This window comes from Armatimonadota bacterium, assembly GCA_031081675.1.
Lineage (GTDB): Bacteria > Sysuimicrobiota > Sysuimicrobiia > Sysuimicrobiales > Kaftiobacteriaceae > Calidihabitans > Calidihabitans tengchongensis.
This window is the reverse complement of record JAVHLZ010000002.1, coordinates 77,703-91,425: the sequence shown is the minus strand read 5'-3', so window position 1 is coordinate 91,425 and position 13,723 is coordinate 77,703. Positions and strand designations below refer to the sequence as shown.

Below are 13,723 nucleotides of genomic sequence, written 5' to 3'. Positions count from 1 at the left end.
ACGCGGGCTGACGCGCGGGCCGCTTCGCGGTATTCTAAAGGGCGCCATGGACCGCCGGGAAGGATTGCGGAAGATCCGCCGGAGCGTCTGGGAGTTCGTCCGGACGGTGGTGGTCGCCTTCGTCCTCGCGCAGCTGATCATGGTGTCGGTGGCCCAGGCATTCCAGGTGGAACAGTACTCGATGGAACCCACCCTGCTCCCCCACGACCGCGTCCTGGTGGACAAGATCTCCTACCGCCTGCGCGGACCCCATCGGGGAGACGTGATTGTCCTGCGCTATCCTCTCAACCCGCAGCGGAACTACATCAAGCGGATCGTGGCGCTGCCGGGGGATGCGGTGGAGATCCGCGACGGCCGGCTGATCGTCAACGGGACGCCGGTCGACGAGCCGTACCTCAACGGCAGGCCGCAGGGCAGCTTCGGTCCGGTCGTGATCCCCGACGACGCGGTGTTCGTCCTGGGCGACAACCGCAACAACAGCGAGGACAGCCGGGCGTTCGGGCCCCTGAAGTCGGAGTTCATCGTGGGGCAGGCCGTGCTCATATACTGGCCTTTCCCCAGAGCCCGGCTGCTGGTCGGCGGCCGCGGCAGGTAGCCGTCCAGGGTGACCGGTGCCGTCGGGCGCGACCGTCACCCGCCCGGTACAAGGCCTCCAACTCCTGACCTCCCGCCCCTGACCGCCGCCCCCTTCTCCCTTCTTCCTTCTTCCCTCTTCCCTCTTCCCTTTCTATTGGGAGCGGCCGTGCACCCGTCGTCGACGCCCGCCGCCCAGGCGGGATCGGGGTCGCCGGCTCCGACCGGGCTGCCCTGCGGCACCCGGGAGATCTGACGTACCGTTGCTTCCTTCCGGACCTGGCGGGGTTGGTCAGGTCCCGGCGCGCAGGACCCGGTCCTCGTCGCCACGTGTCCCGGCCAGACCCTGAACGGCGCCGCCTCGGACGGGAGTTCAGCCCCGCTATAGCGGATTGCGGGTACAGGGAACCGCTAGCTCCCCGCCTAGCACGGCCGGCACCATTGTACACCCGACCGGCGGGCGCCACTCACACATTCCAGTTGTTCAGGATGGCCAGGACGGCCACGAGGTTGTTGATGCCGTGGACCACCATGGGCCCGACCAGTGAGCCGGTGCGCTGGTACAGTACCGCGAGCACCACGCCCAGCAGGAGGATGGGCAGGAAGTGTATCACCTGCTGGTGGACGGCCGCGAAGACGACGGCGGAAACCGCCGTGGCCAGCGCCGGGCTGTGGGGGCGCAGCGCTCCGTACAGGAGCCCCCGGAAGTACAGCTCTTCCCCCACGGGCACCAGCACGCACACCAGCACCACCACCCACGCCAGCTCGACGCCGGTCAGCGGCCCGCGCAGGATGCCCGCCAGCACGTCCCGGGCGTGCTCGGCCTCCGCCATCGCCTCGGCGCGCTCGCGGCCCACCAGCAGACCGATGGCCCACACCGCCAGGTGCTCGGCGCCCACGCTGAGGGACACGCTGGCCGCGCCCACCGCCAGCCCCACCGCCGCCGTCTGCGGCCACGCCCGCAGGGTCAGGCCCACGGCCGACCCCGGCAGGCGGTAGCGCCGACGCACGACATACAGGGCGAGGCCCACGAACAGCGCGTTCTGGGCCACCGCCACCGCCGACAGCACCGGGAGGGCGGACGTCACCTCCAGCCCCAGGGCCTGGGCCGCCACCGGCAGGGTGACCAGAAACACCACCGCCACCCCGACCGCCTCCCCCAGGCCCCAGTGGCCCGGCGGGGCGTCGAACGCCAGCGGGTGGCCGCAGTGCAGGCAGGACGCCCGGTGGCTGAGCGTCGGGCGCCCGCACGCGGGGCAGTGGATGGTCCTCCCCACGGGTCGGGCGGCCAGCAGGTACAGGGGGAGGAAGACCGGCAGGGCCACCAGGGTCCCCACCGCCCACACCCACACTTCGGCCTCGGGTCCGGACAGGCGCGCCCGCGCGTCCCGCCACACCCACGCGGCCGCCAGCGCCGACGCCAGGGCGAAGGCGGTCAGGCCGGCAGGGATGACCTGTCCCAGGGACGACTGCGCGACCACCGCGCGGTGGATTTCGTCGCGCCACAGGAGATGCCTGCCACCTGGCGAAATGCTGCGTGGAGTTCCAGTGGGCGAGGGAGTCCATGTCCCACCTGTCCTTCTATCGGAAGTGGCGGCCCCGGACGTTCGAGGAGGTCATCGGTCAGGAACGGGTGACGCGGACCCTGCAGAACGCCATCCGCGCCCAGCGGGTGGTGCACGCCTACCTGTTCGCCGGCCATCGGGGGACCGGCAAGACCACCACCGCCCGCATCCTGGCCAAGGCCCTGAACTGCGCCCAGGGGCCCACGCCCACCCCGTGCAACGCCTGCGCCCAGTGCGAGGCCATCGGCGGGGGCTACGCGGTGGACGTCATCGAGATCGATGCGGCCAGCAACCGCGGGATCGAGGAGATCCGGGAGCTGCGGGACCGGATCCGCCTGGCGCCCGCCGAGGCGCGGTACAAGGTCTACATCATCGACGAGGCGCACATGCTCACCCCCGAAGCCGCCAACGCGCTGCTCAAGACCCTGGAGGAGCCCCCGGCCCACGCCGTCCTCATCCTGGTCACCACCGAGCCCCACCGGCTGCCTCCCACCATCCTCTCCCGGTGCCAGCGGTTCGACTTCCGCCGGGTCAGCAGCCGGGAGATCGTCGCCCGGCTGCGCCACATCGCCCGGGAGGAGGGGTTTGCGGTGGACGAGCGGGCGCTGACCCTGATCGCGGCCAGCGCCGACGGCTCGGTGCGCGACGCCGAATCGATGCTGGACCAGCTGGTCGCCTTCGCCCAGGGGCCCGTCACCGCCGACGACGTGGTGGCGGTCCTGGGCCTGGTGGAAGAGGAGACGGCGCTGCGGCTGGCGGACGCGGTGATCGCCCGCGACCCCACCGCCTGCCTGGCGCTGGTCCACCAGGCCGCCGCCGACGGGCGGGACGCCCGCCAGCTCCTGCGCGCGCTACTGGACCACTTCCGCGACCTGCTGGTGGTCGCCACCGGGTCCCGGGACGCCGATCTGCTGGACACCACCGAGGCCAGGCTGGCAGCCCTCAGCGCCCAGGCCGAACGGACGTCGGTGGAGGACATCCTGCGGGCGCTGGCGGTTCTGTCGGCCACCGAGGCCGAGGCCCGCTGGAACCCGCAGCCGCGGCTGCTGCTGGAGGTGGCGCTGGTCCGCCTGTGCCGGCCCGAGATGGATCCGACCCTGGAAGGCCTGCGGGCGCGCCTGCGCCTGCTGGAGCAGAAAATCGCCGGCGCCCCCGCGCCCGCGGCACCGGCCCCGGCCTCCACCCCGGAGCCCCCCCGCCCCGCCCCGCGGCCCGAGGAACCCGCCCCCCGGGAAGCGGAGGAGCCCGCTCCCGCGCCATCGCCGGCTGACCCCCCACCGGCCGTCGACCTGAACCAGGTCCGGCAGCTGTGGGGGCGCATCCTGGAGGAGGTCAAGCGCACCAAGATGTTCTGCCACGCGCTGCTGATCGAGGGCGTCCCCCTCCGGGTGGAGGGCTCCACCCTGGTGGTGGGGCTGCGGGCGGGCTACAACTTTCACGTGGACAACCTGCACCGCCCGGAAAACCGCGCCGTCGTCGAGGGGGCCCTGGAGCGGGTGCTGCAGCGCCGGCTGCGCCTGCACTGCACCCTCATCGAGACCCTTCCCGAACCCACCCCTCCGCCGGTGGCGGACCCGGTGGTGGCCCGGGCGGCCGAACTGTTCGGAGCCCAGATCCTGGAGGTCAAGCCGCTGGACTGACGCGGGCGCCGGACAGGCGCTCCGGAGGCGCGAGGGCGGTGAGGGCGTGAAGGACGTGGGCCGGCTGATGAAGCAGATGCAGCGCCTGCAGCAGGATATGGCGCGGCTGCAGGAAGAGCTGCGCCAGGAGCGCGTGGAGGCCGCCGCGGGGGGCGGGGTCGTCCGGGCGGTGGTCGACGGCCACGGGGACGTGGTGGATCTGACCATTGACCCCTCGGTGGTGGATCCCGCCGACGTGCAGATGCTGACCGACCTGATCGTGGCCGCCGTCACCGCGGCCCAGCGGGCGGCCCGGGAGCGGGCGGAGGAGAAGATGCGCGCCCTGGGCGGCGGCCTGCCCTAGGGGCTCTCCGGCCTCCCGGCGGGCTGCTGGCCCGGGGGCCGGCGCCGGGGTATGCTAAGAGCGGACTCCGATCCGCCGGTGTGACGCCTGTGTACCCGGAGCCCCTGGCCCGCCTGATCGCCGAGCTGTCCAAGATGCCCACCGTGGGGCCCAAGACGGCCCAGCGGCTGGCCTTCCACATCCTCCGGATGCCTGCCGAGGACGCCAGCCGCCTGGCCCAGGCGATCCTGGACGCCAAGGCGCAGATCCGGTACTGCAGCATCTGCTTCCACATCACCGATTCCGACCCGTGCGCCATCTGCTCCAACCCCACCCGCACCCGCAGCGTGATCTGCGTCGTGGAGGATCCCCGGGATGTCCTGGCCATGGAGCGGACCCGGGAGTACCGGGGGCTGTATCACGTGCTTCACGGCGCCATCTCTCCTCTGGACGGGGTGGGACCCGACGACCTGAAGATCGCCGAGCTGCTGCGCCGGGTGCAGGACGGCGAGGTCCGGGAGGTGATCATCGCCACCAACCCCCGGGTGGAGGGTGAGGCCACCGCCCTGTACCTGGCCCGCATCCTCAAGCCTCTGGGCGTCCGGGTGACGCGCATCGCCCACGGGCTGCCCGTGGGCGCCGACCTGGAGTACGCCGACGAGGTCACCCTGGCGAAGGCCCTCGAGGGACGGCGGGAGATGTAGCCGGGCCTGCGCAGGAGTGTTCCGTGCCGCCCCGGTTCGCCGCCGTCCGCTCCCGCAACTTCCGCCTCCTGTGGCTGGGCCTGCTGATCTCCCACACCGGCACCTGGATGGCCAGCGTGGGCATCGGCTGGACGGTGTACGCCCTGACCGGCTCCCCTCTGTACCTGGGGCTGAACAGCCTGGCGTTCGCCGCGCCGATGCTGGTCTTGCCGATCATCGGCGGGGTGGTGGCGGACCGGGTGCCCCGGGTCCGCCTGATGATGCTCTGCCAGGCGGGCATGATGGCCGGCGCGGCGGCTCTGGCCATCCTGGCCCACACCGGCCACCTGCGGGTGGAGGTCATCATCGCGCTGAATTTCCTCGAAGGCGTCTTCCTGGCGTTTGAGAACCCCACCCGCCAGGCCCTGATCCCCGACCTGGTGGCTCCCGACGCGCTCCTGAGCGCCGTATCCCTGGCCGGGGCCTCCTACCAGAGCGCGGCCTTCCTGGGCCCCGCGCTGGCCGGAGCGGTCCTGAGCGCCGTGGGCAACGAGCGGGTGTACATCCTCTTCTACCTGAATGCCGTGTCTTTCGGGGCCGTGCTGCTGTCGCTGGCCCTCCTGCGGGGCGTCCCCGAGCGCCGGGCGGCGGGCTCTGGCGGAAGCGTGTGGCACTACCTGCGGGAGGGGCTGCGGTATGTGCGGGAGACGCCGGCCACCCGGACCCTCATCGCCCTGGCCCTGGTGGTGAGCGTGTGTGGCCGGTCCTACGTGGCGCTGCTGCCCGTGTTCGCCCGGGACATCCTGGCGGTGGGCGCGCGGGGGCTGGGGTTCCTGCTGGCGGCGCCCGGGGCGGGGACCATCGCGGGATCGCTGCTGCTGGCCGCGCGAGGGGACATCCGCCACCGGGGGCGGTATTACGTCCTGGCCAACCTGGGGTTTGCCGCCTGCCTGGCCGCTTTTGTCCTGTCCCGCCACGTCGCGCTGTCCCTGGCAATGCTGTTCGTCGGCGGCGGGCTGGTGGCCACCGCCGGCACCACCCTGGTGACCATGCTCCAGGAACGTACCCCGCCCCAGGTGCGGGGACGGGTCCTCAGCCTGATCACCATGACCTTCATCGGTGCCCCCTCCCTGGGGGGCCTGCTGATGGGGGCCACGGCCACCGCCGCGGGCGCGCCGGCCGCCCTGCTGGCCGGGGCGGCGGTGGTGGCGACTGCGATGCTCTCCGCCGGGGCACGCACGGTGATGACAGAACGCTAGAGAACGCCAGGCTGCCGTTGCGGGTATGCGGACGGCTCCCGTATACTGAAATCCGAGGCGCCAGCGATGGATTTCTATAGCCCGACCTACGGCCGGCTGACCTTCCGGCAGATGTTCGAGAGGCTGGTCGACTTCATCAACGAGGACCCCGACCAGCGCTATCACCTCATCGTCGGCACCGACTCCCTGCTGGGAGACCGCACCTGCTTCGTGACGGCCGTCATCATCCACCGGGTGGGCCGCGGCGGGCGGTACTTCTTCCGGAAAACCTACCAGCGCAAGATGGCCAGCCTGCGCCAGCGGATTCTGGTGGAGACGTCCCTCAGCCTGGAGACTGCCGGCCTGCTCAGCGCCGAACTGTCCCGCAACGGCCACGCGGAGCTGCCGGTGGAGATTCACCTGGACGTGGGCCCCAACGGCGACACCAAGCAGATCATCCGCGAGGTGGTGGGCATGGTGAACGGCTCGGGCTACCTGGCCGTCACCAAGCCCGACGCCTACGGCGCCACCAAAGTCGCCGACAAGCACTCCAAATAGCACACCCGCCGCACCACGCCCGGAACACCCCGGACGCCGCCCGGGGCGTGGGCGTGTCCCGTTTCCGCCGTCAGTTGCGGGTTTCCGGCTGCCAGCCGTACACGGGGAGGATGTCCACCGGCGCGTAGTCGTCGGTGAGGACCGGCACGTCCGCGGTGCGCACGGGCCGGTCGTAGAAGTCCCGCAGCGCCGACCGGGTGACCAGCTCGGAGATGGCCCGCCGGCGCTGCAGCGCGTCCAGGCGGGCCGCGAGGATCGGGGCCGTCAGGCCCGGCGTGTCCGTGGCAAACAGCAGGATCGTCCGGGTGGCCTCCTCTTCCCGCCCGGCCGCAAACCCCACCGCAAACACGTACAGGCCGGCGAACTCGGCGGCGTAGGTGCGGTAGATGGCCCGGAACAGGGCGCTGTTGGAGCCGCCCAGGGCCCCCACCACGTTGGCGGCGATGACGCCCCCGGGCTGAAGCCGCGCGCGGGCCTGGCGGAGAAACTCCCGGGTCACCAGGTGGAAGGGGATGCCTTCGGCAAAGTAGGCATCCATCAGGATGAGGTCGTAGGCGTCCTGGCTGCGGCGGATGTACTGGCGGCCGTCCTGCACCACGATCCGGTGGCGGGGATCATCCCGCACCGCGAAATACTCCCTGGCCACGCCCACCACCGCCGGGTCGAGTTCCACCGAGTCCACCTGCACGGCGGGGTAGTCCCGAAGGAACCGTTTGGGCACCGAACCGGCCCCCAGGCCCACCACCAGCACCCGCCGCAGGGCCGGCTGGAACAGCCACGCCAGGTGCACGTAGTCGGTGTAGCGCAGGGGGCTGACGGTGGGGTCCCGCAGCCACATGCCCCCCTGCAGCGACCGGTTGAACCGGAGGTAGCGCCACTCGCCCTCCTCATGCACCAGGATGCGGTGATACAGGCTGTCCTTCTGGAACAGGACCCGCCCGGGCGCCGCCCGGGCCTGCGCCGCCCCGGCGGCCAGCAGCAGCGCCACCGCCGCCGCGGTGGCGGGCCGGACCACCCGCCCGGCCTGCACGGCCAGCAGCGCGGCGAAGGCCACCAGGCTGCCCCCCAGGGTGTACAGGATGGCCCGCACCCCCATGGCGGGGATGAGGACGAACGCGGTCAGCAGGGTCCCGGCGATGCTGCCGGCGGTGGAGATGGCATACAGCAGCCCGGCGGTGTTGCCCACCGTGGCCAGGTCGGTGGCCGCCAGCTTCACCGCAAACGGCGACGTGGTCCCCAGCAGCAGGCTGGGGAGGACAAACAGGATCACCGACGCCAGCAGGGGGCTGGCCCGGGGACCCAGGTCCCGGGCCGCCAGCGCCTCCAGGATCGGGCGGGAGGCCACCGGCAGCAGCAGGATCAGGATCCCCGCGACCAGGAGCGCCGCCGCCAGGGCGCCGGGCCGCGGCCACCGGTCGGCGGCGCGCCCGCCCAGGTAGTACCCGATGCTGAGGGCGGCCAGGAAGATGCTGATGAGGCTGCCCCAGACGTACACCGAACTGCCAAAATACGGGGCCAGGACCCGGCTGCCGACGATCTCCAGCCCCATCAGCACCGCCCCGGCACCGAAGACGACCACCCGGAGAATCACGGCCCCCTCCTTCGATCTGCGCAACCCCGCACTCTGCGCGATCTACGCAATCTGTACAGTCTACTCGATCCGGGCAGTCCGCGCGATCTCCTCACTCGGACGGGGTGGATCGAGGAGAGTGCGCAGATCGCGTAGATCGCGAAGAGTGAGCGGGGGGTTCGATCACCTGGATCCCGTTCATGTACGGCACCAGGGCGTCGGGGACCCGCACGGTGCCGTCGCGCTGCTGGTAGTTTTCCAGCACGGCGATCAGCGCCCGGCTGGTGGCGACCAGGGTGCCGTTGAGGGTGTGGGCGTAGACCGTCCCCCCGCCGCGACGGCGCACCCGGATGCCCAGGCGGCGGGCCTGGAAGTCGGTGCAGTTGCTGCACGAGTGGGTCTCCCCGTATCCGCCGCGGCCGGGCATCCACGTTTCCACATCGTAGGTCTTGGCCGAGGGCGCGCCGGTGTCTCCCGCGCACAGGGCCACCACCCGGTACGGCAGCCCCAACCGCTGCAGGAAGCGCTCCTCCAGCGAGACCAGGTACTCGTGCTCATCCCAGGAGCGCTCGGGGGTGGTGAACGAGAACATCTCCAGTTTGTCGAACTGGTGCACCCGGTACATCCCCCGCACGTCCCGGCCGTAGCTGCCGGCCTCCCGCCGGAAGCACCAGGACACCCCCGCCACCCGCAAGGGCAGCGCGCCTTCGTCCAGAGTCTCCTCGGCGTACATACCGGCCACGCTCTGCTCCGAGGTACCGATCAGGACCAAATTCTCTCCCTCGATGCGGTAGATCTGCTGGGTGTCGAGTTCCGCGCCCCCGTAGGCTCCCAGGAGGATGTCAGGACGGATGAGGAAGGGGGTGATCACCGGCTCGAACCCCTCTTCCAGCAGCAGATCCAGCCCCAGGCGCATCAGGGCCTGCTCCAGGAGCACGCCCGCGCCCCGCAGGTAGTAAAAGCGCGAGCCGGCCACCTTGCTCCCTCGGTCCAGATCCAGAATGCCCAGGCGCGTGCCCAGGGCCACGTGATCCTGAGGCGTGAAGTCAAACCGCGTGGGCTCGCCCCAGGACCGCACCACCACGTTGTCCGAGGCGTCCCGCCCCGGGGGCACGCTCTCGTGGGGCAGGTTGGGCAGCGCCAGGAGCGCCAGCCGCAGCTCGTCTTCCGCCGCCTTCAGGTCCGGCTCCAGGCTCCGCAGGCGGTCTGCCATCCGGCGCAGGTCCGCGATGCGCCGCTCCCGCTCCTCCCCCGCCAGGCGCGTCACCTCCGCCGATGCACGCCGGTGTTCGGCCCGCAGCCGCTCCACCTCCGCCAGCAGGCTGCGGCGGCGGGCATCGGCCGCCAGGACCCGGTCCACCAGGGCGGGGTCCCCCTGCTTCCTGCGGACTCCCTCCCGCACCAGGTCGGGATGCTCGCGGATGAGCTTCAGATCCAGCATCGTCCCCTCCCCGCCTGTGCCGGCGGGAACGCACACCACTTCCCCCCCCAGGCATCCGGCCCCTGGCGCCGCCTATACATCAAAGATGACCCGGGCCTGCCACTGATCGTTGCGCCGGACCTCCAGCTGGTGGTAGGTCGCCGCCTTCACGTCCAACCGGAAGCGGTGCCGATGGGGGTCCACGGGCTCTCCCCGCACGTCGGCCTCCAGCCGCTCGGGCGAGACCTCCCGGACCTCGAAGGAGCCGGGCACGAACCCGTGGCCGTTGAGCAGGACCAGCAGCTCGTTCAGCCACGCCACCAGCAGGCCCGGCAGGTCCTCCGCCTCCACGATCACCCGCCTGCTCTCCTGGAGGCGGACGGTCCCGGGAGCGATGAGGAAGTGGAACATCCCCTCCGCGGCGTGGGCGAACAGGTCCTCCAGGGTGCGCCCGCGGGCCACGATCCCCACGTCGGCGGTGTGCTCGATGACCTCGAAGGGAGCCTCGCTCATGCCTCGTCCTGGCCGCTCAGGCGCCGGCGGGGGCCGCCACGACCTCCCGCAGGACCTCCACGAAGGCGGCCGCCACCTGGGTGAGACGCTTGTCCCGGTGGCGCACCAGCACAAAGCGGCGGCGGATGGTCAGGTCCGCCAGCGGCACCGCCGCCAGCCGGCCCGCCGCCAGGTCGGCGGCCACGGCGAACCGCGAGAGGATGGTGGCGCCCGCGCCGGCGGCCACGGCTTCCTTGATGGCCTCGATGCTGCTCAGCTCCATGTGGACGGGGACCTGCACCCCGACTTCCCGGAAGGCCGCCTCCACCACTTCCCGGGTGCCCGAGCCGCGCTCCCGGAGGATCAGCCGGTGGTCCCGCAGGCCCCGGACGTGGGCGATCCCCGCCGCGGCCAGCGGATGGGCGGGGTGGGTCACCAGGATCAGCTCGTCGTCCACCAGGGGCTCGGCGGCCAGGTCGGGACCCACGGCCTCGGCGCCCACCACGCCCAGGTCCAGCTCGTTGCGCGCCAGCTTCTCCTGAATCCGCCGGGCGGGGGCAATCTCCAGGGTCACCACCACCTGGGGGTAGCGCTCCTGGTAGGCGCCCAGGGCGCGCGGCAGGATGTAGGCGCCCGGCGTCATGCTGGCGCCCAGGGCCAGCCGGCCCCGGCGCATCCCCCTGACGTCGTCCAGGGCGGCCCGGGCTTCCTCGGCCAGACTGAGAATGCGGCGGGCGTACTCCTCCAGGACCCGCCCGGCCTCGGTGAGGTAGATCCGCCGCCCCAGTTGCTCGAACAGCTCCACGCCCAGGGAGCGCTCCAGGTCGGCCACCTGGATGCTCACCGACGGCTGACTGATGCGCAGCTCCTCCGCGGCGCGGGAGAAGCTCCCCAGCCGGGCCACCGTGTAGAAGATCCGCAGCTGATGCAGGTTCACCAGATCCCTCACCGCATGCAGGCCTCCGGCGCCCCCGGCGGCCGCGTCCGGCCCCCGGGCCTGCCCTGTCCTCCATGGTACAATAGCGCCACACCGCCCGTCCGCAGGCCCCCGACACGGAAGGAGGTGAGGCTGTGACCGACCGCGAGCGCATCCGCCTTACCAGCATGGTCGCCTGCGCCGGGTGAGCGTCCAAACTGGGTCCTGAGGACCTGGCGCAGGTCCTGCGCCATCTTCCCCCGGTGTCCGACCCCGACCTGCTGGTGGGGACGTCGACGGCGGACGACGCGGCCGTGTACCGGCTGACGCCCGACCTGGCCGTGGTGCACACCGTGGACGTGTTCACCCCGGTGGTGGACGACCCGTACCACTACGGGGCCATCTCGGCGGCCAACGCCCTGTCCGACGTCTACGCCATGGGCGGCCGGCCGGTGCTGGCCCTGAACATCGTGGGGTTTCCCCGGGGCCGCCTGCCCCTGTGGGTGCTGCACGACATCCTGCGGGGTGGCGCGGACAAGGCCGCCGAAGCGGGCGTCCTCATCGCCGGGGGGCATTCCATCGACGACCGGGAGCCGAAGTACGGCCTGGCCGTCCTGGGGGTCGTGCACCCCGACGCCGTGGTCCGCAACACGGGAGCGCAGCCGGGCGACCAGCTGGTCCTGACCAAGCCCCTGGGCATCGGGGTCATCACCACCGGCATCAAGCAGGACAAGACTCCTCCCCCTGTCGCCGACGAGGCCATCGCCGTGATGGAGACCCTCAACCGCTCCGCCTCCGAGGCGATGGCCGCCGTGGGCGTCCACGCCGCCACCGACGTCACCGGATACGGCCTGCTGGGCCACCTGTACGAGATGACCTCCGCCAGCCGGGTCCGGGCCCGGGTGTGGTACGCTCGCGTGCCGGTGCTGGAGGCGGCACGGGGCCTGGTCCGCGAAGGCGCCGTCGCCGCGGGGACGGTCCGCAACTACGACTACCTCCGGGCCCGGGTGGATTTCGGGGGCCTGGACGAGCCCGACCGGATCCTGCTGTGCGACGCCCAGACCTCCGGCGGCCTGCTGATGGCCGTCCCGGCCCAGCGGCTGGAGGCCCTCCTGCAGGCCCTGCACGCACGCGGAGTCCGGGGCAGCCACATCGGCGAGATCACCGGTCCCGGCGACGGCTTCATCGAGGTGGCTCCTGGCGGACCCCGGTGACAGCTGACAGTTCCAGGGACCCGGGATCAGGGATCAGGGCCCGCCCGTACTGCGAACCGTGAGCCTTCCCCCTTCGCGCGCGTGCGGATGTAGTAGTACAGGTGCTGTTGCGCGTATCCGGCCACAGGGCCGAACCGCTCCTGGCCCCACCGCCGGATGGCGTGGTCGGGGAGGCGCCTTCCGCCCAGGTACCACCGGGTGACGGCCCGGCGGACCCACACGTCCACCGGGAACGCCTCGCCCTTCCCGCAGGCGAACAGCAGCACGCAGTCGGCCACCTTCTCTCCCACTCCCGGCAGGGCCAGGAGCATCCGCCGGGCCTCCGGGTAGGGCAGGCCGTCCAGCGCCCGCAGGTCGACCCGACCGGCGGCCACCGCCCGCGCCAGGGCCCGCACGTACCGCGCCCGGTAGCCCAGAGCGCACCGGCGCAGCACCTTCAGCGGCAGGCGAGCCACCGCACCCGGCGACGGCACCCGCCCGTCCGGCGCCGTGCCGGCCGCCTCCCGCAGCCGCCGCAGGGACAGCTCGACCTTGGGAATGTTGTTGAACGCCGAGATCACAAAGCCCAGCAGGCACTCCCACAGGTCCTGGCGCAGCAGCGCAAGACCGCTGGTACAGGGCAGGATCCGGCGCAGGACCGGGTCCTGCCGCAGCCGGTCCTCCACGGCGTCCAGCGGAATGTCCAGGGCGAGGTAGCGGTACAGCGCCCGCAGGTGGACCGACGAGTCCAGCCCGCGCACGTGGATGCCCTCGGGCCGCTGCTCCAGGTACACCCGCCGGCCGGCGAACACACCGCTCACCCCCGGGCCGTCCCGGGTCCACCCGAACGCCTGACCGCAGGTGAGGGTGCGCAGCAGGTGATACGGAGCGCGCGCGGGGAGGACCGCTTCCGCCGGGAGGTCAGGAGCCTGCAGGGGGGTCACGGCGTCCCCAGGCACCCGGCGTCCACGATCAGCCGCGACCAGCTCTCCAGACGGTCGCGCAGGACGGCCACCTGCTGCCGGGTGACCAGGGTTCCGCTGAGCCGGCCCGCCTCCCGGACCCGCACCGTCGGGCGGGAGACCTCCACCACGTAGGCCAGGCCCAGGTGCACCCTCCCGACGGGGTTGGTGTCGTCGTTGAGCACCCCCGCCGGGCGCACCGTCCAGGGGGCTTCGATGACCAGCTCCTCCTCCAGTTCCCTGCGCAGGCCGGCCTGGACCGGGTCGGCAGACCCGGAAGCATCCGCCCGGGAAATGTGCCCGCCCACCCCGATGCTGTACAGGCCGCGGAGGCGCCCGTCGCCACCGGTCTGAGACCTCCGGAACAGGAACACCCGGTCCGTCCACCGCACCACCAGATAGGGGATGATCTGCTTGTAGGACGGGTCGTCCTCGACGGCGCGCCGCGGCAGGAAGATCCCGTGGGCGCGGACCGCCTCCAGCACCGCGGCGGGCTCGCCGGGGATGAACCCGCACGCCGGCAGGAGCGGCAGCCGGTTCCGGGGCACCGCCAGGATCTCCTCATCGGAAAGGCGGGCGTCAGGCATCGCG

General features: G+C 72.1%; 14 protein-coding genes and 1 other RNA gene. 7 read left to right on the top strand and 8 right to left on the bottom strand.

Features of this window, described 5'->3' with window-relative positions; genetic code table 11:
* Nucleotides 1-46 precede the first annotated feature (46 nt).
* A complete protein-coding gene (lepB, locus tag RB150_01280) occupies nt 47-595 on the top strand; it encodes a signal peptidase I (protein MDQ7819175.1) in 549 nt (182 codons plus the stop codon).
* Nucleotides 596-740: 145 nt separating this feature from the next.
* Here the strand turns inward: lepB and ffs are convergent.
* Together ffs and RB150_01270 are read right to left on the bottom strand one after the other, a co-directional pair.
* Nucleotides 741-1,005: signal recognition particle sRNA large type (ffs, locus tag RB150_01275), an RNA gene on the bottom strand.
* 35 nt (nt 1,006-1,040) lie between these two features.
* Nucleotides 1,041-2,054: a CPBP family glutamic-type intramembrane protease gene (locus tag RB150_01270; protein ID MDQ7819174.1), complete on the bottom strand. Its 1,014-nt coding sequence runs from the start codon at nt 2,052-2,054 to the stop codon at nt 1,041-1,043.
* Nucleotides 2,055-2,137: 83 nt separating this feature from the next.
* On the opposite strand from RB150_01270, the gene dnaX reads away from it, so the two are divergent.
* The 5 genes from dnaX (at nt 2,138) to RB150_01245 (ending at nt 6,579) form a co-directional block, all read left to right on the top strand.
* Nucleotides 2,138-3,778: a DNA polymerase III subunit gamma/tau gene (gene dnaX, locus RB150_01265; GenBank protein ID MDQ7819173.1), complete on the top strand. Its 1,641-nt coding sequence runs from the start codon at nt 2,138-2,140 to the stop codon at nt 3,776-3,778.
* A 46-nt stretch (nt 3,779-3,824) separates the two neighbouring features.
* Entirely contained in the window at nt 3,825-4,121 is a 297-nt protein-coding gene (locus RB150_01260; GenBank protein ID MDQ7819172.1) for a YbaB/EbfC family nucleoid-associated protein, read from the top strand.
* Between the two features lie 80 nt (nt 4,122-4,201).
* Nucleotides 4,202-4,804 (top strand): recombination mediator RecR, encoded by a 603-nt coding sequence (gene recR / locus RB150_01255; protein ID MDQ7819171.1) that lies wholly within the window; start codon nt 4,202-4,204, stop codon nt 4,802-4,804.
* A gap of 23 nt (nt 4,805-4,827) precedes the next feature.
* Nucleotides 4,828-6,042, top strand: coding sequence for an MFS transporter (locus tag RB150_01250; protein ID MDQ7819170.1), 1,215 nt, complete (start codon nt 4,828-4,830; stop codon nt 6,040-6,042).
* Between the two features lie 66 nt (nt 6,043-6,108).
* The gene (locus RB150_01245; protein ID MDQ7819169.1) at nt 6,109-6,579 is read left to right on the top strand and encodes a ribonuclease H-like YkuK family protein; all 471 of its coding nucleotides are present in this window, start codon (nt 6,109-6,111) and stop codon (nt 6,577-6,579) included.
* 70 nt (nt 6,580-6,649) lie between these two features.
* Here the strand turns inward: RB150_01245 and RB150_01240 are convergent, their stop codons facing one another.
* The 4 genes from RB150_01240 to RB150_01225 all read right to left on the bottom strand — a co-directional run bounded on the left by RB150_01240 (nt 6,650) and on the right by RB150_01225 (nt 11,010).
* Nucleotides 6,650-8,170 (bottom strand): fused MFS/spermidine synthase, encoded by a 1,521-nt coding sequence (locus tag RB150_01240; GenBank protein MDQ7819168.1) that lies wholly within the window; start codon nt 8,168-8,170, stop codon nt 6,650-6,652.
* Between the two features lie 91 nt (nt 8,171-8,261).
* Nucleotides 8,262-9,590, bottom strand: a complete 1,329-nt coding sequence (gene serS / locus RB150_01235) for a serine--tRNA ligase (protein ID MDQ7819167.1) — start codon at nt 9,588-9,590, stop codon at nt 8,262-8,264.
* A 72-nt stretch (nt 9,591-9,662) separates the two neighbouring features.
* A complete protein-coding gene (locus RB150_01230) occupies nt 9,663-10,082 on the bottom strand; it encodes an archease (GenBank protein MDQ7819166.1) in 420 nt (139 codons plus the stop codon).
* A gap of 16 nt (nt 10,083-10,098) precedes the next feature.
* A complete protein-coding gene (locus RB150_01225) occupies nt 10,099-11,010 on the bottom strand; it encodes a LysR family transcriptional regulator (GenBank protein MDQ7819165.1) in 912 nt (303 codons plus the stop codon).
* Between the two features lie 155 nt (nt 11,011-11,165).
* Here RB150_01225 and selD point away from each other — a divergent pair, with 155 nt between their 5' ends.
* Nucleotides 11,166-12,191, top strand: coding sequence for a selenide, water dikinase SelD (gene selD / locus RB150_01220; GenBank protein MDQ7819164.1), 1,026 nt, complete (start codon nt 11,166-11,168; stop codon nt 12,189-12,191).
* 26 nt (nt 12,192-12,217) lie between these two features.
* Here selD and RB150_01215 read toward each other — a convergent pair whose 3' ends face one another.
* Both RB150_01215 and RB150_01210 read right to left on the bottom strand, forming a co-directional pair.
* Nucleotides 12,218-13,114 (bottom strand): DNA glycosylase, encoded by an 897-nt coding sequence (locus RB150_01215; GenBank protein ID MDQ7819163.1) that lies wholly within the window; start codon nt 13,112-13,114, stop codon nt 12,218-12,220.
* Nucleotides 13,111-13,719: a hypothetical protein gene (locus tag RB150_01210; GenBank protein MDQ7819162.1), complete on the bottom strand. Its 609-nt coding sequence runs from the start codon at nt 13,717-13,719 to the stop codon at nt 13,111-13,113. Before RB150_01210 ends, RB150_01215 begins: the two co-directional genes overlap by 4 nt.
* Nucleotides 13,720-13,723 lie beyond the last annotated feature (4 nt).